The 26,207-nt window shown below is 36.7% G+C and carries 19 protein-coding genes and 2 riboswitches; of the genes, 10 read left to right on the top strand and 9 right to left on the bottom strand.

Annotated elements, in window-relative coordinates:
- The first annotated feature begins 324 nt into the window (after positions 1–324).
- On the top strand, positions 325–3,051 hold the full coding sequence (locus Q4496_RS01995; protein ID WP_215971903.1) for a TonB-dependent receptor: 2,727 nt from the start codon (positions 325–327) through the stop codon (positions 3,049–3,051).
- An 87-nt stretch (positions 3,052–3,138) separates the two neighbouring features.
- The gene (locus tag Q4496_RS01990; protein ID WP_303601193.1) at positions 3,139–4,512 is read left to right on the top strand and encodes a metallophosphoesterase; all 1,374 of its coding nucleotides are present in this window, start codon (positions 3,139–3,141) and stop codon (positions 4,510–4,512) included.
- Between the two features lie 289 nt (positions 4,513–4,801).
- Here Q4496_RS01990 and Q4496_RS01985 read toward each other — a convergent pair whose 3' ends face one another.
- On the bottom strand, positions 4,802–5,617 hold the full coding sequence (locus Q4496_RS01985; protein ID WP_252727350.1) for a mechanosensitive ion channel family protein: 816 nt from the start codon (positions 5,615–5,617) through the stop codon (positions 4,802–4,804).
- 346 nt (positions 5,618–5,963) lie between these two features.
- Between Q4496_RS01985 and Q4496_RS01980 the strand changes: the two genes are divergently transcribed.
- The 3 genes from Q4496_RS01980 to envZ all read left to right on the top strand — a co-directional run bounded on the left by Q4496_RS01980 (position 5,964) and on the right by envZ (position 8,699).
- Complete coding sequence (locus tag Q4496_RS01980; RefSeq protein WP_303609846.1) at positions 5,964–6,455, top strand: hypothetical protein; 492 nt, start codon at positions 5,964–5,966, stop codon at positions 6,453–6,455.
- Positions 6,456–6,616: 161 nt separating this feature from the next.
- Positions 6,617–7,339, top strand: coding sequence for a two-component system response regulator OmpR (ompR, locus tag Q4496_RS01975; protein WP_215971840.1), 723 nt, complete (start codon positions 6,617–6,619; stop codon positions 7,337–7,339).
- 70 nt (positions 7,340–7,409) lie between these two features.
- Positions 7,410–8,699 carry a two-component system sensor histidine kinase EnvZ gene (gene envZ / locus Q4496_RS01970; RefSeq protein WP_215971841.1) on the top strand — a complete coding sequence of 430 codons (1,290 nt, stop codon included), beginning with the start codon at positions 7,410–7,412 and terminating at the stop codon, positions 8,697–8,699.
- Positions 8,700–8,919: 220 nt separating this feature from the next.
- Here the strand turns inward: envZ and ribB are convergent, their stop codons facing one another.
- Positions 8,920–9,573, bottom strand: a complete 654-nt coding sequence (gene ribB / locus Q4496_RS01965; RefSeq protein WP_303609845.1) for a 3,4-dihydroxy-2-butanone-4-phosphate synthase — start codon at positions 9,571–9,573, stop codon at positions 8,920–8,922.
- A gap of 136 nt (positions 9,574–9,709) precedes the next feature.
- Positions 9,710–9,886, bottom strand: a riboswitch (FMN riboswitch).
- A 471-nt stretch (positions 9,887–10,357) separates the two neighbouring features.
- Between ribB and Q4496_RS01960 the strand changes: the two genes are divergently transcribed.
- The gene (locus Q4496_RS01960) at positions 10,358–11,035 is read left to right on the top strand and encodes a flagellar brake protein (protein WP_215971843.1); all 678 of its coding nucleotides are present in this window, start codon (positions 10,358–10,360) and stop codon (positions 11,033–11,035) included.
- Between the two features lie 14 nt (positions 11,036–11,049).
- Here Q4496_RS01960 and yihA read toward each other — a convergent pair whose 3' ends face one another.
- A complete protein-coding gene (yihA, locus tag Q4496_RS01955; RefSeq protein WP_215971844.1) occupies positions 11,050–11,667 on the bottom strand; it encodes a ribosome biogenesis GTP-binding protein YihA/YsxC in 618 nt (205 codons plus the stop codon).
- A gap of 267 nt (positions 11,668–11,934) precedes the next feature.
- Between yihA and Q4496_RS17980 the strand changes: the two genes are divergently transcribed.
- From Q4496_RS17980 to Q4496_RS01930, 4 genes are all read left to right on the top strand, one after another.
- Positions 11,935–12,843 carry a cytochrome c gene (locus tag Q4496_RS17980; protein WP_252727352.1) on the top strand — a complete coding sequence of 303 codons (909 nt, stop codon included), beginning with the start codon at positions 11,935–11,937 and terminating at the stop codon, positions 12,841–12,843.
- A gap of 119 nt (positions 12,844–12,962) precedes the next feature.
- Entirely contained in the window at positions 12,963–13,589 is a 627-nt protein-coding gene (locus Q4496_RS01940; RefSeq protein WP_215971846.1) for a paraquat-inducible protein A, read from the top strand.
- A complete protein-coding gene (locus Q4496_RS01935) occupies positions 13,579–14,217 on the top strand; it encodes a paraquat-inducible protein A (protein WP_215971847.1) in 639 nt (212 codons plus the stop codon). Before Q4496_RS01940 ends, Q4496_RS01935 begins: the two co-directional genes overlap by 11 nt.
- Before the next feature lie 13 nt (positions 14,218–14,230).
- Positions 14,231–17,296, top strand: coding sequence for a PqiB family protein (locus tag Q4496_RS01930; protein ID WP_215971848.1), 3,066 nt, complete (start codon positions 14,231–14,233; stop codon positions 17,294–17,296).
- Between the two features lie 18 nt (positions 17,297–17,314).
- On the opposite strand, the gene thiE is transcribed toward Q4496_RS01930, so the two are convergent.
- From thiE to Q4496_RS01900, 6 genes are all read right to left on the bottom strand, one after another.
- Positions 17,315–18,976: a thiamine phosphate synthase gene (gene thiE / locus Q4496_RS01925; protein WP_215971849.1), complete on the bottom strand. Its 1,662-nt coding sequence runs from the start codon at positions 18,974–18,976 to the stop codon at positions 17,315–17,317.
- Positions 18,973–19,767 (bottom strand): thiazole synthase, encoded by a 795-nt coding sequence (locus Q4496_RS01920; RefSeq protein WP_215971850.1) that lies wholly within the window; start codon positions 19,765–19,767, stop codon positions 18,973–18,975. Before Q4496_RS01920 ends, thiE begins: the two co-directional genes overlap by 4 nt.
- Before the next feature lie 5 nt (positions 19,768–19,772).
- Positions 19,773–19,985 carry a sulfur carrier protein ThiS gene (gene thiS, locus Q4496_RS01915; protein ID WP_215971851.1) on the bottom strand — a complete coding sequence of 71 codons (213 nt, stop codon included), beginning with the start codon at positions 19,983–19,985 and terminating at the stop codon, positions 19,773–19,775.
- Positions 19,986–19,996: 11 nt separating this feature from the next.
- The gene (gene thiO / locus Q4496_RS01910) at positions 19,997–21,166 is read right to left on the bottom strand and encodes a glycine oxidase ThiO (RefSeq protein ID WP_215971852.1); all 1,170 of its coding nucleotides are present in this window, start codon (positions 21,164–21,166) and stop codon (positions 19,997–19,999) included.
- Positions 21,166–23,190, bottom strand: coding sequence for a phosphomethylpyrimidine synthase ThiC (thiC, locus tag Q4496_RS01905; RefSeq protein ID WP_303609844.1), 2,025 nt, complete (start codon positions 23,188–23,190; stop codon positions 21,166–21,168). Before thiC ends, thiO begins: the two co-directional genes overlap by 1 nt.
- A gap of 84 nt (positions 23,191–23,274) precedes the next feature.
- Positions 23,275–23,372: riboswitch (TPP riboswitch) on the bottom strand.
- Between the two features lie 262 nt (positions 23,373–23,634).
- Complete coding sequence (locus Q4496_RS01900) at positions 23,635–26,046, bottom strand: fatty acid cis/trans isomerase (RefSeq protein WP_215971853.1); 2,412 nt, start codon at positions 26,044–26,046, stop codon at positions 23,635–23,637.
- Positions 26,047–26,207: the final 161 nt, after the last annotated feature.

Here is a 26,207-nt window from a genome sequence, read left to right as displayed (position 1 = left end):
TTAAGTCGTTCTTGTGATGATGTACTTTTCGTTTAGTAAGTAGAACTCGATTTTCTTAAATACTGATGGGGGTCATTTCAGCTCATTTTGTTATTTTTTCATTAAGAAATAGGAGAAAATTCGCGATATTTTGTGGGTTCGCTTGTTTTAAAAGTTGAGTGAAATATTTATGTCATTTTTTTTGTTTACCGTAGCGTCATTAAAAAGTAGCACATCAAAAAATAACACTATAACCATGAGACAAAAAACATGAAATATACCAATAAAAAATTCCAATTATCCACCCTTAATAAAGCAATATTAAGTACTGTATTAGCGAGTACTATGGCGATTTCTTCAGGCTCAGTCTTCGCTGAAACTGATTTTTCAGGCCGTATTACTGATGCTAAGAACAGTGTTTATTTTGAAGGTGCCTCAATAAAAATTGAAGAATTAAACTTATCCACGGTAAGTAAGCGTGATGGTTCATTCAAATTTTCTAACTTACCTGAAGGTCAGTATACTTTAGTGATTAATTATCTTGGTACAGCAGAGATACGAAAAACACTAACGATAACGGCAGAACAAGCAGCAAGTCAAAATTATATTATTGGTGCAACGGACAGTAATATAGATAATATGATTGTTTATGGTCAACGTGCTGGTCAAGCTGGTGCATTAAACCGAAAGAAAAATGCAAATCGCCAACTATCAGTTGTGAGCTCTGATGGTATTGGCCAATTACCTGATCAAAATGCTGCTGAAGCATTACAACGTTTACCGGGTTTATCAATTCAGCGTGACCAAGGAGAAGGTCGTTTTGTTGCTATTCGAGGAATTGATCCTAATTTAAATAATGTCACCATTAATGGTTTAAATGTACCGTCACCTGAAGCAGGTGTACGTAGTGTTGCTATGGATGTCATTCCTAGTGAATTAATTGCTAGCTTAGAAGTTAGTAAAACAGTAACACCAGACATGGATGCTAATGCTGTTGGTGGCTCAATTGAAGTAAAAAGTTTAAGCGCATTTGATCGTGAAGGTCAATATTATAGCTTAACAGCTCAAGGCTCATACAATGAGCAAGTCAGTGAGGCGAGCCCTAAACTTTCTGGAAGTTATTCTGATGTTTATCAACTTAATGATGGTATGCAGCTAGGTGTTGCTGGTGCATTATCATGGTTCAAACGTTCTTTTGGCTCTGAAAACAGTGAAACTGATGGTGGCTGGAATATCATTGAAGTTGAAGATATTAATGGTGACGATATAGAAATATTTGGTGCAGAAGAAATAGAGCAGCGTTCTTATACTATTGAGCGTGAACGTTTTGGTGCAGCATTAAATCTTGATTTATACGCCTCAGCCACAGACAAATATTACCTACGCAGCTTTTATAGTGAGTTCTCGGATAATGAATATCGACTACGTAAAGAATTTAAGCTCGATAAAGGGGTTTTGAATTCATACACAAGTAATTCTGCGCAATACAGTAATGCTGAATTAGAGCGAGACACTAAAGATCGATATGAAACGCAAGAAATCCTTTCAATGGTTGCTGGCGGTGAAAATCAACTAAATGACTGGTTAGTTGAGTATCAATTAGGTTATTCAAAATCGAGTGAAAATGAACCCGATAGAATGGATGTCACGTTTGTTGGTGAAGATATTGATTTGGGTTATACCACTTCAAATGATAGCCCAGTATTAACACAATCCGCTAATGCTCATGATTTAAATATTTTTGAAATGGATGAAGTTGTTTATGAAAATAACAACTCAGAAGATGAAGAAGTTAGTATAGGTCTAGATCTAACGAAAGACTTTGTTTGGCAAAATAATAATGGTGCTTTCAAGTTGGGTGGTAAATATCGCAGTCGTGAAAAAGAGAAAAGTGCTAACTCAATACTTTACGATGGTGATTTTGGTGATATAACGGCTGAAAACTTTAACAGTGGTACAGTTGATTACAGCCTAGGTGATTTTGGTCCAGGCCTATCTCAACAAAGTATACAAGATTATGTTAAAGCCAATAGAAGTAGTTTCGCACTGAATCAAACTGAATCTGACATCGAAACACGTGCTAACTCATATACGAGTAGCGAAGATGTTTTTGCGTTATATGCCATGATGACTTTGGATATTGAAAAATGGCAAATAGTGACAGGGTTACGTTATGAAAGTACTGATTTTGAAACGACAGGTAACCGGGTTGAATTAGTGGTTGATGACGTTAACGATACTGAAATTCCAAATATTGAAACATGGAATGTATCAAAAGATTATGATTATTTACTACCGAGTTTGAACGTTAAGTACAGCATACGTGATAACTTAATTGCACGTTTTGCTTATACTCAGACTATTGCGCGCCCAACGTTTGGTGATTCAGCTGCGTATCAATTAATTGAAACTGAAATTACGGAAGAGGATGGCGTAACTGAAATAGAACGCAAAGCAGAAGTAGGTAACCCTGATTTAGCGCCTTATGAGTCACAAAATATTGACGCATCGATTGAATATTATCCAGAAAATATAGGGGTAATTTCTGCAGGTGTTTTTTATAAAGATATTGGTAACTTTATTGTATTAAGTGAAGTTGAAGACAATGGTAGTTGGGATGGATTTGAAGAAGTCATTCAGCCAATTAATGGTGGAGAAGCTTCATTAATTGGGTTGGAGCTAGCATGGAATAAGAGCTTTGATTCAGGTCTTTTATTGGGTGCTAATGGTACTCTGGTTGACGCTGATGATGCTTTACCAAATCAGTCAGATGTTATCGGGAATATTACGCTGGGTTATGAAAATAACAAAATTAGTACACGTTTAAGTACGAGTTATAAAAGTAAAACATTTCAATTCAATGAAAATGATGTTGCCGTATATGAAGCCGCGCATACACAAGTGGATTTTAGCAGCAAATATTATTTCTCTGATACCGTTCAATTTTACTTTAATGCCTCAAATTTAACAGATGAACCAATGTATATTTACCATGGTGCGAAACAATATAATTATCAATATGAGCAATATGGCCGTACCTTTGAATTGGGTATCACTATTTCATCGCTTTAATTTAAAAACACTTTTAAAACAACCGTTATCCATAATAGCCGAGTATTAGCGCTCGGCTATTATATTTTATAATCGAAAGGCATACATATGTTAAATAGAATCACTTATTTCGTTAGAAAAACGTGTATAAGAAATGTAAAGCTTACTAAAGCATTGGCGATAACAGTAATGACGGGTTCATTAATCGTCGGTTGCGCTGAAAGCCGTACTAATTTATCAGAAGTTAATATACAAAATAATAGCGTTGAAGATAAGGCTAACCAAAATCAAAATATTTCATTCTTAGCCTTTGGTGATGGTGGTTATCATCATGACTATCCGAAAATTAAGCATATTAAAAATCCAAGAAATAAAGCAGAGTTTATTGCCAAAGAAAGAGACGATTGGTTGGAAGACTACCGTCCGCTAGCAGAATTTGACCACGCCCCTTTATATGTTTATCCGAATACTGAAATAACAACGGAGCTTGGTGGTGCATTAGCCGTGGGTAAAGCAATGACTGAAACTTGTAGAACTCGAAAGTGTGATTTTGCCATTCAGCTTGGTGATAATATCTACCCTGATGGCGCTGATGCTGATGATGGTAAAGACGATCAAAAACGTATGAATGATCTTATTTTAAAACCTTTACAGCCATTAATTGATGAAAATCCAGAAATGATAATTTATTCAGCTCTAGGTAATCATGATTGGAAAACATCACGTAAAGGTGTTGCGCTTCAAACTGAGTGGATGGAGGAACAGGCTAATTTCCATTTAGATGAAAAGGGTTATTATCAATACAAAATGGGCACGCCAGGTAATGATGTTGAGTTTTTTGTTTTAGATACCAATATGCTATTAGCTGCGAATCCTATTTTTGAAATTCCATTAAAGCCTGATGGCAGTGAAATGAGTATGGCAGAAGCTAAAGCTAAAGGATTAGGTGAATTCGATATCGCAGAGCCACATGAGAGCCCTGTTAATGGCGAAGACAAAGTACAACTTCAGTGGTTAAAAGAAGGATTAGAGAAATCAAGCGCTAAGTGGAAGGTGGTATATGGGCACCATATTCTTTGGTCGATTGGTGGCACAAAGTATAGTGAAGGTCATGTTTTGCGCGAACTACTTTTACCAACATTATGTAAAAATGCTGATGCATATATTGCAGGTCATGAGCATGACTTAGAACTTTTAACTGATGACTGTTCAAAATATACTGATAAAACTATGGAGCCACTACCCTTAATCATTAGTGGTGCAGCTTCTAAAATGCGTGGTAAACATACCCCGTTTGCCGAGCAACAAGAAAAGCGTTATCCCGAGTATGAATTATTATGGTCGAAAAGCTTTGTTTGGGGATACGCGCACATCACGCTTGATAATGATAAGGACAAACTTAATGTTGAGTTCTTTACGACACCAGTTGATGAGTCAGGTAAAGTGATTAAAGAGGCGAGTTTTAGCTTTAATCGCAGATAGTTAATTTGGCTAGCTTTTATTGTTTTTTATTTGTCAGTTTTACTAAACGACCTTTTAATTCAACATTCGTCATAATGCCACCAGTATCATATGCAAATCAGCATTTGTGGATATTTTTATGTAGAGCAGTATTTATGATCGTCAATATTGCTCTTCAATTATCTTTGCTGCTTAGCTGGCAGTTTTCACAATAAAAAAAAGAGCTAGCCAAATTAATGGTATAGCTCTTTTAAGCAGGTTGTAGATAATTATTTTATATAGTGTTGTTCGTCGCTATATTAGTTATCTATTAATCATTTTTATGAATGTGAACATCCATTTGTGGGTAAGGAATATTTAGCCCTTCGCTTTCAAAAGTTTTATATACTTTTTCATTTAATTCAAAGTGTACGCCCCAATAGTCAGGCGCATTAACCCATGCTCTAACAGCAAAGTTAACAGAGCTGTCTGCTAATGCTGAAACAGCAATAAATACAGCAGGATCTTTTAATATACGTGAATCTTCATCACATAATCTCTTGATTACTTCTTTGGCTTTATCTACGTCATCACCATAAGCAATACCAATAGTCCAATCAACACGTCTTTTTTCTTCTGTTGAATAGTTAATCATTGATGAAGTTGATAAACCACCATTAGGGATAATAATTGTTTTATTATCAGGGGTTTTCATAATAGTATTAAAAATTTGTATTTCAGATACAGAGCCAGAATAACCTTGAGCTTCGATAAAGTCACCCACTTTAAATGGCTTGAAGATAAGAATCATCACACCACCAGCAAAGTTCTGTAATGTACCAGATAATGCCATACCCACAGCTAAACCAGCAGCACCAAGAATAGCAATAAACGAAGTCATTTCTATGCCTAACATGCCCAGGACAGTGATAACTAACATTACTTTTAGCAGGCCATTAACAATACCTGTTAAGAAAGGTATTAATGATGGATCAGTTTTACTTTTGCTTAATGTGCTTTTAAATGCGCCACCAATACCTTTTACTATCCATCCACCGATGATCCATACCGCGATAGCGCCCAATAATTTTGGACCGTAAAGTAAAGTCATTTGCGTCATTTGTTCAATTATTTCTTCTGCATTCATAATTTTCATCCTAGTTTATTCATAGTGTTTTAAAAGTGCAGCCAAGGCTCATTTATTTCACTTTTTTAGCTTTCCTAATAAAATTTGTAGGGCTTAACGTGAGCGATGACATACGTTAATCTCTACAATGTTGAATATACGACAAAAATTAAAATTATGCTTTAAAAATTGCATTATTATGTAAATAAAACGTTAATTTTTTGCTTTAAAGAGAAAAGTGAATCATTTTTTATGTATTGAAAGCGTTAAATATAGCAATAAGTAATAATCCATTATTCGAAACTAGCATCTTCAAATAGAAGCGGTATACTAATATTCACATTGGCAAGGTAAACTAAATTTACGAATGAAAATATCACCATTTATTTTATATATATTACTGTTTTCAATTATTTTTTCGGCTAAGGCAGAGCAAGATGATGTAGCAGAAAAAAACGCTGTAGCCGAGCATAATACTTGGTTAAAGGACACCTTTAGCGAGCAGCATCAACAATTAATGCCAATTGTGGCGGTAGCTGATATGTTATATGCCTGTAATCAAGCACGTAAAGTTGAGCCGGTTAATTATAAACTTAATGATCTTATTTTAAATATGGATAAAAATCGCTTAGCAGAGAAGTTAGTGCTGTGTCTTAATGAAGATAATATGCAGTCTGAAGTCGCTTTGAATTTTGGGCTTTTGGGTTGTTTTCATGAACAATTGGCACATTTACCTGATGTTGAACGGCAACAGAAAATGGCGTTAGTGGAAAAAACTATCAAATCTTTATCTCGAAGTGAACGCCAAAAAAGTTTTACTCAATGTGTTTCTGCGCAGGCAATCAATTACTTACAATAATGACTAAAAGAATAAAAAACCAGAGACTGGTTTGAAGTGGTTTCAACATAGTCATAAATTGTAACAAATGCCCTGAAACATTTACTAATCCTTCTTTTTAATTTGTTGCTATATCGCTTATAGTCATTTTAATAGAAAGCAAATATTTTTGTGAGAATAAAATGTCCCAAGAAACCCAAAAAATTTTAGTGGTCGATGATGATATGCGCTTGCGCTCATTATTGGAACGTTATTTAGTTGAACAGGGCTATGTTGTTCGTAGTGCTGCTAATTCTGAACAGATGGATAGATTGCTTGAGCGAGAGAATTTTCATTTGTTAGTGTTAGATTTAATGCTACCAGGTGAAGATGGTTTATCAATTTGTCGTCGTTTACGTCAACAGAATAATAATATTCCAATTGTCATGCTTACGGCAAAAGGTGATGAGGTTGATCGCATTATTGGTTTAGAAATTGGTGCTGATGATTACATGCCCAAGCCCTTTAATCCGAGAGAGCTCTTAGCCAGAATCAAAGCGGTATTACGTCGTAGAATACAAGAAGCGCCAGGTGCTCCTTCTATGGCTGAAAATAATATTGTTTTTGGAGAATATGAGCTCAACCTAGCCACTCGTGAAATGGTAAAAGGTGATGTTAGTATGCCATTAACAAGTGGTGAATTTGCGGTATTGAAGGCTTTGGTTACCCACCCAAGAGAACCATTATCTCGTGATAAATTAATGAATTTAGCGCGTGGACGTGATTACTCAGCACTTGAACGTAGTATTGATGTGCAAGTGTCACGATTACGTCGTATGTTAGAGCAAGATCCAGCTAAACCGAGATATTTACAAACAGTTTGGGGTTTAGGTTATGTTTTCGTGCCTGATGGTACGTCAGCTTAGTATTTTTATAGCCACATACTAAAGGCTAGTTGTTGTAAGTGAGATTTTAGTTGCGCATTGAAGGTTTTTCATGAAGGTATTGCCCCGTAGCGCTTTTGGCCAAACTGTTTTATTAATTGGCTTTTTATTATTTATAAACCAAGTTGTTTCTTATATCTCTTTTGCCTTGTATGTAATAGAGCCTAATCAACAGCAAATAAATCAGTTATTAGCGAAACAAATTCGGGTTGTGTTTATCGATTTGAATGATGCAAGTCTAAGCCCTAAAATGGCTGAAGCTTTTCATCATGAAACGGGCATAGGGGTTTACCGGGAAGAAGATGCGTTAAGATTAGGCTTAGCATCTGCTGGTTATTACCCTTATCGCAGTGAGCAAATGTCAGCATTACTCGGTGGTCCTGCTGAAGTAAGAATATCTCAAGGGGACGAATATCTATTTTGGATTCGTCCACCTCAAGCTCCTAACCTATGGGTTAAAATTCCATTAATGGGGTTAGAAGAAGCTAACTTTTCTCCACTGGTCTTTTTTCTCGGTATTATTGGCGTACTCAGTGTCGCAGGTGGCTGGGTATTTGTAAGGCAACTTAATAGACCTCTAAAGTCACTACAAAGAGCGGCTGTAGAAGTTGGTCGAGGTAATTTTCCTGAGCCGTTAACCGAGCATGGTACTACAGAGATTATGGCTGTAACGCAAGCCTTTAATCATATGTCTAAAGGAATCAAACAATTAGAGAACGATCGTAACTTATTGATGGCTGGTATTTCTCACGATCTACGTACACCGTTAACCCGAATTAGGTTGGCAACAGAAATGATGTCGGAGCTTGATGATTTTCTCAAAGAAGGTATTGAAAATGATATTGATGATATGAATAATATTATCGATCAATTTATTGATTATCTTCGCCATGGCTCTAAAGATAAGGCGGAGCTAGGTGATTTAAATCTTTTAGTCGCTGAAGTATTAAATGTTGAAACACCAGCCGATCGACACATTGTTTTTACTGCTAATGATTGTCCTGAAATACCATTACGTCATGTCGCCATTAAACGCGCGTTAGCAAATTTAGTTCAAAATGCACTTCGCTATACTCAAGGTGATATTGAAGTTATTACCGGACATGATAAAAGTTATGCGTATTTTATAGTAAGTGATGAAGGTGAAGGAATTCCAGATAGTGATATTGATCGTTTATTCCAGCCATTTACGCAAGGGGATAAAGCTCGTGGTACAGAAGGAAGTGGTTTGGGGTTAGCGATTATTAAACGTATTGTTGATACACATGGCGGAAGAGTTGAATTATCTAATAAAGAGACGGGCGGCTTACAAGCGAAAGTTTATTTACCGTTGAAGTCATAAACCTTTTTATTCATTTAAAGACAGCTATTATAAGAATATTGGCGGTAGTGTTCAGCTCTATATATAAATCTTTGCTGTAGTTGATAATTTGATGGGTATTGCTTGAGTTAGATTGTATAAATTAATGTATTAAGTATAAATTTATTTTAGCTCAATTAGTTATGTTATTTTCATTGTGATACAAAGGATAAAGCCACTGTTTAAAGTGGCTTTAAAAGATCTAGCTAGCCATATTCAAAAGCACATTACGATAGTTAACTATGTCTTCAATACTCAAAACTATCATTTCATGTTTTAAAGCAAACTGACATATTTCAGGTAACCTTGCCATTGTTCCATCTTCATTAGTTAATTCACATAAAACTCCTTTCGAATGTAATCCTGACAGTTTAATTAGATCAATAGTCCCTTCTGTATGGCCTCTTCTAGCAAGAACACCCGCTGAATCAGCAAGTAGAGGGAATACATGACCAGGAGTATTCAGATCATCCGCAGTACTATCTGGATCGGCGGCTGTTTGAATAGTTCGAACTCTATCAGCTGCCGACACGCCTGTTGTAACACCTTGTTTTGCTTCAATTGAAACTGTATATGCGGTTTTATTACGGCTGGTATTATTTAATACCATTTGCGGTAGCTTCAGTTGCTTGACATCATCCTGCTCTAAAACTAAGCAAACTATACCGCTACATTCACGGATCATCATCGCCATTTGTTGTTGAGTGAGATGTTGAGTTGAAAAAATAAGATCGCCTTCGTTTTCTCGATCTTCATCGTCTACTAACAACAAACCTTTACCGGATTGAAGTGCGGAGATTGCAGACTCAACCCTTTCATGGGATGTGCCAAATTGACTAAGTAGTGACTGACTCATGGTAAATTTCCTCTTTTAGTTACCAGAATCAGGGCGCAAAGAGATACAGAAATAATTTTCTGTAAACAAACGATTCGTCTAACCCTCAGTAATCATGCGAGCAAGCGCACCAACTGATGGTTAAAAAAGTGGATTGTCTTAAACTCTCTCATCCGGACTATAACCGTCGGCTCTGGAATTACACCAGATCTGCTGACCTCTTATCACTAAATAAAACGAATAAGAGCGCTCGCGGGCTATCTTAAAATAAATCAGGAGTGATTTTTTGTAAGTTACCGCCGGTGGGGAATTTCGCCCCGCCCTGAGATTAAAACATTATGTATGCGGCTAATATAACCGCGTGGCAGATTCTACGGAAGAACTATTCAGCGTGCAATCATTCTCCTTAGCTAATGCCTAAGAGCCTAATGTTTGTGCGTAGGGCGCAATAAAATTCAGTTATGGCAGCGCAGATAGCATAACTATTTTGTATTAAATTTATACAAATAAAAATAGAGTATTTATACTATTAATACTTTACATTTATAGAGTGGATACTCTATAATAATTTATGTTCCTAGCGGACACTTATTGTAATAATTTTATTCTAGCTTCCCCATAGCTTACATATACCAGTAGCCTTGCTACTGGTTTTTTTTGTCTAAAATATGACAACAGTATTTAATTGAATATCAAATACCTGCCTGTATCCCTAACTAATTAGCACTCACTTACTTATTGTATATTATGATTTTATTGATTATATTATTTTTTAGATACTTTAAGAATATGTGTACAAGATACTATGTCAGGTCTCAATATAAATAGTAAGCCTCAAATATTTGAATTGCAGCCAGGTAAAACTATGGATTTGCAAATAAACCACCCTGTATCTGTTCGTTTGAAATTGACTTTAGTCGGTTATGAATTTGGTAAATATATTTTATTGAAATACCCGAAAGTCATTAGTACTTCGCAATATAAAGATGTGTTGGTTGAGGGCAATGTTGTTATTGTGCGTTACCTATTAGAAGGTGACAAAGGAGAGTGCTGTGCTTTTAAGTCAGTGATTAAAAACATTTCAACGTTTCCTGAAAAACTCTTATTTATCGCTTACCCTAACAAGATAGAAAATCGTCAGTTAAGAGTGCAGCAAAGAACAAGTATTCATATTCCTGCAGCTATTATGATCGAAGAAGATAATATTAATAAAGAAATGAAAATACTTGGCGCTATCGCGGATATATCTCTTAAAGGCTGTTGTTTTTTATTTAAGAGTACTAGCTTGGCGACTAATGTGAATCAACGGAAAATATTTGTTTGTTTACAAGATCAAACAGGAGCTGAAATAAAAATATCAGCTCGGGTATGTAATAGTCGAAACGATCAAGGTGTTGTGAGTGTTGGTATTCAGTTTTTAGAAGATAATGATTTACTCCCCAAATTATTAGAACAATTATTTATCAATATCGATAATAGCTAATTTTTTAGGTTAGTTTATTCTTCTGGCTCTTCAAGAAACCAATCGCAAATAATACTATTTGCTTGTTCTTCACCGGTACGTTTTAATGATGAAAATGCTTGAACCTTAATATCAGCATTTAGTGGTGCTAAGGCTTTTTTTACTTTTAGCACTTCAGCACTACGCTTACCTTGAGACAATTTATCACTTTTAGTTAACAAAGCTAAAACAGGTAAGTCGCTATCAGCAGCCCACTGAATTAAGTCCATATCTAAGTCTTTTAATGGATGGCGTATATCCATTAGTACAACTAGGCCTTTAAGGCTTTCGCGTTTTTCTAAATATTCGCCCAATGCTTTTTGCCATTTCTTCTTCATTTCTAAAGGGACTTTAGCAAAACCGTAACCGGGTAAATCAATTAAACGTTTATTGTCGCCAATTTCAAAAACGTTAATCAGTTGAGTACGACCAGGGGTTTTACTGATTCGTGCTAAACCTTTTTGATTAGTTAGCGTATTTAATGCGCTTGATTTGCCTGCATTTGAGCGGCCTGCAAAAGCAACTTCAATACCACTATCTTCAGGTAATCTTCGAATATCTGGCGCACTGATGGTAAAGGTAGCTTTGCTTAAATGTATAGTGGTAGAAGACAAGGACTTAACTCTTAATAAAAAATCTGACACTATTATAACGTTATTCTTATAAAAATGATGAACAAATATGCTAAATAGTACGTTTTTTCAAGGAATTTTTATCAGATGGTGTTACACACAGGATAGATTAGTGTAAAATGCCGTCACTTTTTAAGATTTATTGTAAAAATAAACTCAATCATAATTTAACATTAAAAGTTTAGTTAACGACAAGCAGAGAGCAATTCAATGAAAAAAATATTATTTTCACTTTTGTTAGGAGCGAGTATGCTCAATACAGCAATGGCTGTAGAAGGCGATGCTGAAGCAGGTAAAGGTAAATCAGCTATCTGTGCCACATGTCATGGTGCTACCGGTATCAGTATAGCGCCTATTTATCCAAACCTTGCTGGACAAAAAGCTCCTTACATAGTTAAACAATTAACTGACTTTAAGGCTGGCACCAGAACGGATATGATGATGGCACCAATGGCTGTTAATCTATCTGAGCAAGATATGGCTGACTTAGCTGCATACTTTTCAAGTCAACCACGTAGTGGTAAAGCAGCTGCTGCAGCAACAACGGATACATCTGCTGTAGCACCAACTGCAGCAGGTAACGTAGAAGTTGTAACTTCAACCTCTGCTAAAGCTATTTATGCTGGTGATGTGAAAGCAGGACAAGAAAAGTCAGGAATGTGTGTTGCTTGTCATGGTACTGATGGTAATAGTGCGATAGCAATTTATCCTAAACTTGCAGGTCAAAGTGCTAATTATTTAGCTAAACAGTTAGCTGATTTTAAATCAGGTGCACGTGTTGATCCTGTAATGGCGGGTATGGTTGCGGGCTTAAGTTCAACAGATATGGATGATTTAGCTGCATACTTTGCCGTTCAAACAATGAGTGATGGTACTGGTGAGACAAGTGCTAAAGGTAAAAAACTCTATTTTGGTGGTGATGTTGAAAAGGGTGTTACAGCCTGTATCGCTTGTCATGGTATTGAAGGTAAAGGTATGGCACAAGCTGGTTTTCCTGCTATTGCGGGTCAAAATGCAGATTACTTGAAAAAGCAATTACTAACCTTTAGAGAAGGTAGTCGTAGTAACGATAGAAATAACATGATGCGTAATATTGCAATAAAACTATCAGAAAGCGATATTGAAGAGCTAGTGAAGTACATGTCTTCTCTTAAATAAGCTAAAATATTTTATTAGTAATGTACTAATACTCTGAAAAAAAGCAGCATTTATTGCTGCTTTTTTGTTTTATCACATAAAATAATTGCTATGATTGGTGATATAACTAGGTGAGACACTTGAGCAATAATATCGATACTAAGCAACTAATAGCTTGCCAATTGTGTGATGCGCTATATGAAAAGCCGCAATTAAAACAAGGCCAAATAGTTAAGTGCACGCGTTGTGGTAGCACAATGGCTGAACGAAAAGTAAATTCAATTGAACGGAGCTTTTATTGGTCAATGGCCGGTCTTTTGTTGTTAATACCTGCTGTACTACTTCCTCTTATGGGAGTCACATTAGCGGGTCAGTATCATCATGCATCACTACTTGATTGTATTATTGCCCTGATAGACCGAGGCTTCTTTATGATTGCAACGTTAGTCTTTTTGTTTGCTATTGCTGTGCCTACTATTCGTTTATTAGGATCTTTTTATATTACCTATAGCTTCAAATATAATAAGTTAAAACCTTCATTATTGTATTTTTTTCGTGCGTTTCATCACTTAGATAATTGGGCAATGCTCAATGTATTTATGCTTGGTATCGTTGTGTCTATGTATAAATTACTCGACGATACTGAGTTATCTATTAACATGGGATTACTGGCTTTTATTTTGTGGCTGATTAGTTCAACAATGGCTGCGTCGACATTAGATCAAGATTATATTTGGCAAAAATTAGAGGATGAATTTGTTGATTAATACTGCAAAAAACAACAATCTTGCTCTTTGTCCTCAATGCCATAAAGTTAACGTACTTGGTGATGCCGCTAGTGATGAAAAAATACAATGTGTACGTTGTAAAGGGATGTTTTATCAACGGAACTCTCGCAGTTTACAATATACTTTAGCGTGGAGTATTGCAGCATTAATAGCTTTTATTCCTGCAAACCTTTACCCTATTATGATTATATATTCTTTAGGTATTGGTGAGCCATCAACGATACTTTCAGGTATTGGACAGTTTATTGATCATGGCTTGTACCCTATCGCTATCATTATTTTTACAGCAAGTATCATTGTACCATTACTTAAAATAGCGGGTTTGTTTGTACTAGTTTACCGTGCACATACTGGGATAAGATTACGACCAGATAAACACAGTAAATTTTATCATCTGTTAGAGTTTTTGGGCCCTTGGTCAATGCTGGATGTCTTTGTCGTTGCCTTACTAGTGGCTGTGGTCGAATTAGGGTTTATAACGACAATTGCAGCAGGACCAGCAATAAATTACTTTACCTTAACGGTAATTTTTACCATGATCGCAGCCAATAGCTTTGATTCTAGACTGCTGTGGGATAAACAACAAAATAGTGACGAAAATTTTTAGGTAAAGAAACAAAATGACTATTGATAAATCGTTGAATAATAATGATTTGAAAACTAATGTAGCTTCTGCTGATGTTGTGCCTAGACAAGGTATTTCAGCTATATGGTTTATCCCTTTTATTGCGCTAATTTTTGGCGGTTGGTTAGCTATTAAGGCGATATCTGAACAAGGTGTTTTCATTACGATTGAATTTGAAAATGGTTCAGGTATTGTCCCGAAAAAAACAGAAGTACGTTATAAAGGTCTTGTCACTGGTTTAGTCAGTAAAGTAGAGCCCTCAGATGACTTACAATCAGTGATTGCAGAAGTAGAAATGACACAATCTTTTACTGATTACCTTACTAACAAAACAAAGTTTTGGTTGGTAAGCGCGGATATTTCTTTACAAGGTGTTTCTGGGTTAGAAACGTTAGTATCGGGTAGTTATATTAATATTATTCCAGACACTGATAAACAGTCTCGCAGCCAAGACCACTTTATTGCATTAAATGAAGCGCCAGAGTTAGATATGGCAACGCCTGGTCTGCACTTAACCTTGAAGGCCAGTGTGTTAGGTTCAATTAGTGAAGACTCACCTATTACCTTTAAACAAATACCTATTGGTTATGTTACGGGTTACCACTATGTTGAAGAAAGCCAAGACATTAATATCAATATCTTTATTGAACAAGAATATGCGCATTTAATTAAAGAAAATTCACTCTTTTGGAATATGAGTGGCATACAAATCAACGCTTCTATTGCTGCAGGTGTAAAAATAAATACTGGTTCATTAGGCTCTATTCTTGGTGGTGGCATTGCGGTTGATACTTTGAGTTATCACGAAAAGTTACCTTCAGCTAAAAACGGACAAGTTTTTCCATTACATGCAGATTTTCAAGCCGCAGAGATGGGCCATAGCATTGAGCTTACATTAGATTGGAATTCAGATGTGAATCATAATGCAGCGATTTTATATCAAGGTGTAACCATAGGGAGTATTGAATCTTTTAGTAAAATAGACCCTAAGACTAGAAAAATTACTGCTCAAGCGAAAGTGAACCCACGTATTGTTCCTTACTTAACCGATCAATCACAATTTTATCTGGTCTCGCCTAAAATTGAACTTTCGGGGGTGTCAAACGCAAAAGCTTTATTAACCGGTACCTATATTAATATACGTCCTTCATTACAAGGTAAGCCAATAAATAAATTTCATGTTTTCAACGTTAAACCGCCTTATTTGTATGCTGAACCAGGATTACATTTAATTATTGAGTCTAATAATAGGCACTCCTTACAAGCAGGCAATAATATTTATTTTAAACAGCAAGTTATTGGTAGCATTCAGGCGGTTGATACAGTGGGAGCCGATCAGCATTTAATCCACATTCATATTCAAGATAAATACCAACACTATGTTAATTCTACTAGCCGTTTTTATAATAATTCTGGGCTTAAAATTAAGGCCAACCTTTTGGGGGTAGATGTTGAAGCACAGTCACTGCAGAGTATTTTAACCGGTGGGATTTCAATGATAAATATTGACAGTTCTGATGATGCTTTGGCAGAAAATTCAGTAGTTAATGGCGACAAATTTACATTATTTGCTAACCAAAAAATAGCAGAGCAACGGGTCAGTTTTACGTTAACTGCGCCTGCTAATGAACAGATTAAGGTTAGCACACGTGTGTTACATCGTGGCATAGAAATAGGTGCCATTCATACTATTGAAGCTGATGGCGATAGCAGTAAATTATTCCTTGGCTTATTACCTGAATATGAGCATATTTTGCGTGAAGGTACTCAATTTTGGTTGGCTAAACCAAGCTTTACTTTGTCTGGTGCAACAGATCCTGAAGCATTACTCGGTGGTGCTTATATCACGTTTGATTTTAATAACGAAAGTGAAGTAGCTAAAACTAACTTTACCTTATTGACGTCACCGCCAGCTAAATCAGCTAGTGCACCAGGCTTACAATTAAGTTTATTAACAAATAGTGCAACGGTAGCTACCGCGGGAAGTAGTATTAGCTATCGCGGTATTGTGGTTGGGCAAGTTGATAATGTGGCCTTAGACAAGAAAGCAGATAAGGTACATATTAATGTAACGATTGATGAAGAGTATCAAGCGTTAATTCAGGCTGATACCAGGTTTTATAATGCGAGCGGTGTCACACTTAGCGGTGGTTTGGGTGATTTTGTACTAAAAACTGAATCTATAGATGCGATGCTACGTGGTGGAATTAGCTTTTATAATCCTGTCGTTATTGAGAAAACACAAGTTCAAGTACAAGAGTTAGATACTTTTGAGTTATTTGATAATATTGAACAAGCAGAAAATGCAGGTCTGGCTATTAGTATTTATTTCAAGGACTACTCGGGCTTAAAAGTAAATACACATGTTGTTTATCAAGGACAACAAGTGGGCTCAGTAACACGTTTAATTTTTAATCCTGATGAAATTGGTGTGACAGCTTTAGTACTGTTAAATGATCTAGGTGCTAAATTTGCACAAAAAGGTACTAATTTTTGGGTCGTTGAGCCAGAGATTGGTTTAGTAGGATCGAAAAATGTTTCATCTTTACTTGATGGTGCGTTTATTTCACTTTTACCAAGTAATCAATCAAGCGAACAACAAACAGTATTTGAAGCGCTTGAATTACCTCCTACGGTGAAACAATTACCTTATGGCTTAAATATTAAATTAGTGACTCAGCGCTTAGGGTCGGTACGTATTGGTAATCCAGTGTTATACCGCCAGGTGAAAGTTGGTAAGGTTATTGGTATTGATTTATCACCAACGGCTGATACCGTTGACGTTTATATCAATATTGCCAAGCGCTATGCACCTTTAGTTAATCGTGGTAGCAAGTTCTGGAATACAAGTGGTATTAATATTGATGCTGGTATTTTTTCAGGCATTAATATTGATTCAGAGTCTATTGAAACCTTAATTTCTGGTGGTATTGCCTTTGCTAGTCCAGCATTATCAGCAGATGAGCCAGAAAGTGCTCCGCGAGTAAATAGCTTTTTGTTACATCAAACCCTTGATAAAGATTGGTTAGAGTGGCAGCCTAAAATAGCAATAGACCAATAACATTATTGAAACCGTTCTTTACAGTGAATCTGAATTCAGTTTAGGATGTTTAGTTAAAGCAACAAATTCAGTAACTGCTTGTTCTGGATTGCTTGCTTCAGTGATTGCAGTAACGACAGCGATACTGTCAACAGTCGTTGCTAGTACTTGAGGTGCTCGTGCTAAATTAATACCGCCTATGGCCACGACGGGAATAGATGGTTTTTTAGATCTTAATGCTAATAACTGGCGTAAATTATCTACCCCTTGAATTTGTCCTGTCATATCTTTAGTTTTTGTGGGAAAAATGGCGCCAATAGCTAAATACGAAGGTTGTAACTGTTGTGCGAGTAAAAACTCATAACAGCCATGTGTGCTGATACCAAGCTTAAGCCCTGCCTGTTGAATTTTTTTTAAGTCGGCTTTATTTAAATCTTCTTGCCCAATATGAACGCCATAAGCATTATATTTTATAGCTAATTCCCAATAATCATTAATAAATAGTCGAGTTTTATATTTTTGGGCTAAATTAATCGCTTCAATAATAATATTTTTAAGCTCAGTTTCGGCTAAATTTTTAACTCTTAGTTGGATAATGTTTAATCCTAAAGGTAATAAACGCTTTAACCACGCTATTGAGTCTACTACTGGGTATAACCCGAGCTTCTCACCTTGTAAATTTAGCGATGCAAACGCAGGTAAGTTTTGATGTTGTTGATTGAGTGTATCTATTACCGTTGGAAATAATTCATTTAAACAAACCTGTGACTCCACCTCTGATGGTAATATTGCCGGCCAGGCGAGTTGTTCAAAAGCGCCATAATATTGATGCTGTTGTTTAGCACTAATGCTTTGTGTTGCAGCTAGCCCATGGTTGATAAATGCTTTAGCTAAGGTGAAAGCATCTCGTACTAAATACCCTTTCGCTAAACACGATGCTAAGGCACTTGCGAAACTACAGCCGCCGCCATGACTATAATGAGTTTTAAGTCGAGGTGAGCTGAGTTGATATTCGATTGCTTGAAAGCACTTATCTTGATTATCCTGTTTTATTTGATTAAGTTGGTGGTAACAGTAATCAATGCACTGGTGATTATTTTTGCTGTGACCACCTTTAATAATGATACTTTTTATGGCAAATCTTTGATGAATTATTTTCGCAAGTTGTTTGACGCTAAGCTGACTTATATTAGGTTGAGCTATACTAAGTGAGTCAATTTCTTTTTTTATCATTGAACTTACAAAAAAATGGGCTTCATTTATATTAGGGGTAAGCACATCAATTTGTTGTAATAAAGGAGCTAGGTCAAGCACTGATAATTGATTGAAATTACCACCAACACTGGCTTGTCCTACCGGATCATAAACAGTAATTAATTGTGGTAGTTTTCTTTTCAGTTGCTTTAGTGTCGACGCTAACCATAAAACTTGTATATTACCGGCTAGTAAACCAATTTTTATTACTGCTGGCGGTTTGTCCTCAATCAGGGTCGTTACTTGTTGTTGTAAAATATCGACAGCAACAGGGTTCACCGAGATTAGCTGATCTGAATTTTGTACCGTATTGGCGGTAATTAATGTACACACTTCCACACCCAAGCTATGGCCTGTTTTTATATCGGCAGCAATACCTGCACCACCAGAGCAATCACTGCCTGAAATACTCCAGATTATTGGCTTTTTTTGACGATTATTTATCATTGTTGATGCCAAAATGGCGTATCTAAGGTGGGAGTTGATGGATGAGCTGTTTGTCGTTGTTCCATTATTCCGGCAATGTACCCTTGTTCGCCAGCTTGTAAAGCTTGGCTAAATGCTTTTGCCATAAGAATAGGGTTATCAGCTAAGGCAATTGCACTGTTTAATAATACGCCGTCATAGCCCATTTCCATTGCTAAGCAAGCGTCCGAGGGCTTACCTATACCGGCATCTAAAATAAGCGTTGCTTGAGGTAAGCGTAGGCGAATAGTTTCTAAATTATAAGGATTCATTAAACCTTTGCCTGTACCAATAGGTGATGCCCAAGGCATAATCACTTGGCAGCCTAAGTCGTATAAACGCTGACATAAAACTAAGTCATCAGTGCAATAGGGCAGCACTTTAAAACCGTCGTTTAGTAATTGCTCTGTAGCGTTAAGTAACTCGATAGGGTCAGGCTGTAAATTATAATCATCGCCGATAACTTCTAATTTTATCCAATCTGTTTGGAAAATTTCTTTACTCATTTTAGCAAGTGTTACTGCTTCTTTGGCTGTTTTACAACCGGCAGTGTTTGGTAGTAAGTAACCATCTACCTGTTTTACTATAGACTGTAAATATTGCCATATTTTTTGTCCTGATTTTTCCGCTGGGTTTTGTCTCTTTAATGACAAGGTAATGACTTGCGAACCACTGGCAATGATGGCCTGTTTCATAATTTCAGGGGAAGGGTAGAGCGCACTACCAATTAATAAGCGACTATCGAGTTTTTGCCCATAAAGCGTTAATGACATTGCTATTAACCTCCTTGAATGGGTAAAAGTACATCGATACTATCGCCATTAATAACATGAGTATTTTCATAGTCTTCTCGACTAACAAAGTCACCATTAACAGCTACGGCAAAGGTACTTTGTTGTGGCTCTATAAAATACAAGGCTAATGCGGCACTGACTGTTATTTTTGATTCGTGATTAAGTGAATATGATTGGCCATTAATATGTATATTCATGATATTGCCTTTTATGTGTTGTACGGTTGTAGCGTATTTTGCGGCGTAAGTGTTTGCACCGCTAATAAATGCTCATAAGGTAACGTTTGTACTTTACCCGACACTTTGTTGCTTACTACTGCGAGTACTTGTTGCAAAACTACAGGCGAAATTAAAAAGCCGTGGCGGAACAACCCATTTATTTGTATTAACGTGTCTTGCACAATAATTTGGGGCTGGTTATCGCTAAAAGCAGGGCGAGATTGGCTAATATGTTGACGAATGTTAGCTTCAGCAAACCCTGGGTGAACACTATAAGCTGCGCTTAATAATTCCATTGCTGAGCGTACGGTCATATTTCCGCTATCATCACTTTCAATTTCAGTGGCACCAACGACATAAAAACCTTTTTCTTTGGGCGCAATATAAAGTTGATAGCGTGGATGCATTAAGCGAATAGGACGTGATAAATGGACATCGGGTGCGAATAACTGAAATAACTCACCACGCACAGAGCGTAAATCAGTTAAGGGAGCACAGTGATAATTCGCGTTTTTAATATTAGCGCCAGTTCCCCGACAATCAAGGACTAGATCAAAGGTTTGGCTTTGTTGGTCAGCACCTTTGGCTGTATAAGAAATAGAGCTTTCGTGGGTAGACGTTTTTATTTCGGTCACTAATGTTTCACTGAGCCAATCTATACCTTCTTGCTCAAGTTGCTTACGTAAAGCAACGAGTAATCGACGATTACCAATTTGCCCTTCTTGGGGTAGATACAAGCCTTGGGTAAAGCTACGGCCAAGCTCGGGCTCTAACTCAGTTAGTTGGGTACGATTTAATGAGTGCTGCTTTTGATCTGGATAATGGTGCTGTAAATGGCGAGTAAATCGTAGGTAATCTCCTTTGTCTTGTTCGTGACTCACCATAATGGTGCCAGTTTGCTGAAAGAAGGTATGCTCATCTAAGCTTGCAAGTAGGCTGGGCCACAAAGATAAGGATTCAAACCCCATGGCGACAATATTCTCTTCGCAATGGAGTGATTCACCTAAAGGCGTTAATAAACCTGCTGCCGCATAAGCGGCGCTGTTATGTGCGAGCTTAGTGTCTTTATCAAATAAAGACACCTTAAATTCAGCTTGGCGATGTAAAGATAAGGCTAGCAAGCGGCCTATCAACCCTGCACCTACAATCGCAATCTTCATTACTTAGCACTATGGTAGATTTCACTACCCGTTGCTTTAAATTTAGCGGATTTTTCCGCCATCCCTTTTTCTACCTCAGCTTGTTCAAGGTTGATTTTTTCGTTATTCGTTTGGGATGAATCTAATACAATAGTTTCATCTAGTAATTGAATTTCAATTTTACGACCTGATTCAAGATCGGCAGCATAATCACGAACTTCTTGAGAAATTTTCATTGAACAAAACTTGGGACCACACATCGAACAAAAGTGAGCAACTTTCCCCGACTCTTGCGGTAATGTTTCATCGTGGTAAGCTTTGGCTGTTTCAGGATCTAACCCTATATTAAATTGATCGTACCAACGAAACTCAAAACGCGCCTTGCTCATTGCATTATCGCGAATTTGAGCACCTGGGTGACCTTTGGCTAAATCCCCTGCATGAGCAGCAATTTTATAGGTGATTAAACCTTCTTTTACATCTTCTTTATTGGGTAAACCCAAATGTTCTTTTGGCGTTACATAACAAAGCATTGCGCAACCGTACCAACCAATATTGGCAGCACCAATACCTGATGTAATGTGGTCATAACCCGGTGCAATATCTGTCGTTAATGGTCCTAACGTATAGAAAGGGGCTTCACCACAATGCTTAAGTTGCTCATCCATATTGGCTTTAATCATATGCAGTGGCACATGCCCTGGGCCTTCAATAATAGTTTGTACATCATGCTGCCATGCTATTTTTGTTAACTCGCCTAAGGTGTGTAATTCAGCAAATTGTGCTTCATCGTTAGCGTCTGCAACTGAACCTGGGCGTAAACCATCACCTAATGAAAATGAAACATCATACTGTTTTAAAATTTCACAAATGTCTTCAAAGTGTGTGTATAAAAAGTTTTCTTTGTGATGTGCTAAACACCATTTCGCCATGATTGAACCACCGCGAGAAACTATACCTGTTACTCGCTTCGCTGTCATAGGTACATAACGCAATAAAACACCAGCATGAATCGTAAAATAATCGACGCCTTGTTCAGCTTGTTCAATTAAGGTATCGCGGAAAATTTCCCAGGTTAAATCTTCAGCCACACCATTAACTTTTTCTAAGGCTTGATAAATAGGTACAGTGCCAATTGGTACTGGTGAATTACGTAAAATCCATTCACGAGTTTCATGAATGTTGCGACCTGTCGATAAATCCATTACTGTATCAGCCCCCCATTTAGTGGACCAAACCAGTTTTTCCACTTCTTCTTCAATGGAAGAGGTGACTGCTGAATTACCAATATTGGCATTAACCTTGATTAAAAAGTTACGACCAATAATCATAGGTTCACATTCAGGGTGATTGATATTGACTGGAATAATCGCGCGACCGCGAGCAACTTCGTCGCGAACAAATTCAGGGGTTATTTTCTCAGGGATACTGGCACCAAAAGATTGCCCTTTGTGTTGTTGTAATAAAATGCTGTCTTTTACGTCTTCGCGCTTTAAGTTTTCACGAATGGCGATATATTCCATTTCTGGCGTGATAATACCTTGGCGGGCGTAATGCATTTGCGTTACATTTTTGCCTTTTTTAGCGATGCGCATGGTAGGTAATTTTTCAAAACGAATTTCGTCTACAGCTTCATCATCTAGACGTTGCTGGGCAAACTCTGAATGGGTTTTGGAGAATAACTCAGTGTCATTACGAGCATCAATCCATGATTCACGTAAACGAGGAATACCCTTGTGTACGTCAATATTAACATTTTCATCGGTATAAAACCCAGAGGTATCGTAAACACACAGAGGTTCATTTTTTTCGTAAACAGGCTTGTCCTTGTCACCGCTTACTAAAGTATCGGTTAAGGTGATTTCACGCATAGCAACTTTAATGTCGTGTATTTTACCTTGAACATAAACTTTTTTAGAATTAGGGAAAGACTGGTCTGAAACATTTTTCAAAAATGCAGCTGCCGCCTCACGCTTTTCACGTCTGCTTGGTTTATTTTTAGGGGGTATATTTTTTTTACGTATGTTTTCTGATTGATCGTTCATGGTCGCTACCTATTTTAATACATTAAAAAAGAAGCGGAATGACAACAATAAAGGTGTGTAATGAAGGAAGCTAGGCGCTAATAGCGCTAACTTTCTCTTGTTCCCTACGCAGATACTAATCTGTTCAGGTATTACGGATCCCGCTTACGCGATCTCAGCCTTTGGCACTCCGACAAGTTGCGTTATTAGCTATGCTAGTAACGCGGAAAGATTCTAACGCGATGCGAATGTAGTAAGCAAGTAAAAGTTGAAAAGCAATGTAAAGGTACAGGTGTTAGTTCTTGCTTTGAAAAAATTTATCTCTAAATGATTTTTCTTGTCGGTTGTTACGACACTATTTTTATAAATTAAATTTTTAACAAGTACTTAGGTAGTTACTTGGTTATTTGGTTCGGTATGTATCCTTGCCTGCATAAAAAAGTTAAGATTTAGCGGTTTTTACTTTTAACGATTTTCTAAGCGATTAAAGTCTAATAAACCCGCTGAATTAGCTTGATTTTTTTTATACCAAATATGTAATTTATCAGCGTATTGCCAAAAGTTAGGGTCAGTACGTCGTATAGCAAATTTATCTTTAAGTTGGCTATAATCTTGCTCAGTTTTTATATTTTTTAGTTCATCAATAAATGTATTTAACTGCTGCTCACTGACCTGAAAGAATGCGTTTGGATACGTACCAACGACACCTGAAAGTACCGTTAAAGTATCTTCTGCAGGTATGCGTCGTTCATCTTCAGAAAATAAGTGAGCAACGTTGGTATGAGCACTATTATTGATTAATGTGTAAACACTGTTACCATGCGCTCCATTAACCATTAAATAACTAACTTGTGGTAAAATTGATACCGCTGAACCAGTCATTTTATTAAGGCGATTTAACTTGTATTCATTAGTATTACTGTTGTCGGTCTGAGGTAAGTTATAGTTATTAACCTGACTATTGTTGGTGTATTTCGCGACTTTATCCAATAACTCTTTTTTTGAATCTTTGGTTATATAGTTAATGTTCGTTTCTGGTAATTGATAAAAGTCATCTGAAAATATGTAATCTTGAATGTCTTTCGAGGTGTTTCTATACCAATGTTCATGCACTTTTCTGCGATCCTTTTTAGGTAAGAAAGCAATAAAATTACTTTCGGCTTCCATACGTAAGAAGTCCATATATAAACGTGTTTTCAACTGATGACTTACATTGCCATAAACATCAAAGCCAGCGACTAATAAATAGTGAATACGCTCTAATATTGGGTAGGTAATAAACCAGGCTGTTTTTGGTGTTTGCCCAATAAAGCCTTGTAAAACCGAGGCACTATCAAAATGTCTAAAGATTGTTAAGGTAGCATTTGGGTTACCATCTCCTGACCAAATTAAATTAAGATCAACATCATTTTGTTTAAAGTTAATTGCTTTCATATGATCAAGTTTACTTTTTACATAAGCTTTTTCACGGTTAGCATAAGAACGCCAATATAATAATGAGAAAGCTTTATCGCTAGTTGAAGCGGGTAATTGCAATAAGTCACTTTTGTTATCAAGGAAGCTATCGGAGTGGAAATCGTTAATATAGTTTGGATCTGCGAATAACACCCAAAAGTGATCTTCTATTACATTTAAGGCAACCTGCCCTCGGCAAACAGGACCTTTAATAAAGTTCATAATTGAGAACTGCGCCTGCTCTAGCAAGAAGGTATAACGTGATTTTGTTGGTATATCTCGAAACGTGATAAAAGGATTAGATGCGTTTGCTAACTGGTAATCAGGTAGTTTAGTTACTTGATATTGAGGCGAAATAAATAGTGTGTTTAACGAATTTAATTTTGCTAAATCGAAGCGGTAAGGCATATGACGTTTAGCGATAATAGTGTCGTGTTGTTTAAGTATTCGATAATAAACTTGTTGTTGCACTGAGTTTTCGGTTAATTCTGTTTCCCCGATTATATTCTTATTACCAGTAAAGGGCGGATCAAAAGGTCGGCGAGTATCAATAATGACTGCAGGCTCACCAGGTGGAGTATTTGAACGGACTATTTTGAAATAACGTTGACTATTTTCTTTAAAATATAAATTGGCAAGATACAAATGCTCAAATAAATAACGTGAAACAAGTTGTTGTTTATTATTAGTGCGATTTAACCACCTTTCCCATTTATTGATAATATCTTGTTCGTATTTTGTTACTGGTTCAGGTGTTGGCGCTTGTGCGCCATTTGTTATCCAGCTGGTTAGTTGTTGATGCTGTGTTTTATTTAATCCAGGCAGTCCGTAAGGCATGCCTCCTAAAGGGTAATTCTTTTTATAGTGTTCAAACTCTTCTATTGTAGGGCATTGCTGTTCTCTATTGAGAGAAACATCAAAGCTGTTATCTAATAATCTTTTGTTAGGCAAAGGGTGTTGTTGTTTGAGTTGTAACATTTGATACATTAAACCGGCATTAGCATTAGCGATAGGTGTTTGATTACGTTCATTTAAGACTGGGAAGAAGCCTTCTTGACGCAAAAAACTTAATTGTTTTTTATCCTGTGTGGTTAAAGTGCTTATGCTGTGTGATTTTTTAACTGTCAGTAGGCGTTCACCGTTATAGACTAGTTCCTTGTTAGCGCCACGTTCTATACCTACAATATTTTCCATTTTTAATTGGCATGGCGCATCGAAGCAGCCATGACAAACAACACATCGATTTTCGATGATAGGTTTAATTACTTGGTTAAAATGTATGTTTTCTTTGGCTGGTATTTTCTGAATAGGCAAACGATTTTCTATCCTGGCAGAGCCATAGAGGTTATCGTATTCAATAATACTTATGGTAGCGCAGCCGCACAGAACAGAGAGTACAAACAACCAATGATATAGGCGCATAAAAATCCTTGGCAAGTTGCCGTTTAAGAAAAGCTAATGATTTAGCTATTAAATTTTAAGCGGGGTAAGGTCATCTGTAAAGGTAGATGTTGTTATGACACAAAGAAAGGTATAGTTTAGTGACGGTTAGTACAGCATAAATCTTTGCTACAAAGTTAACA

The organism is Colwellia sp. 5_MG-2023, from assembly GCF_030547795.1.
Lineage (GTDB): Bacteria > Pseudomonadota > Gammaproteobacteria > Enterobacterales > Alteromonadaceae > Colwellia.
The sequence above is the reverse complement of the archived record's forward strand: the minus strand, read 5'-3'. Positions and strand labels throughout refer to the sequence as shown.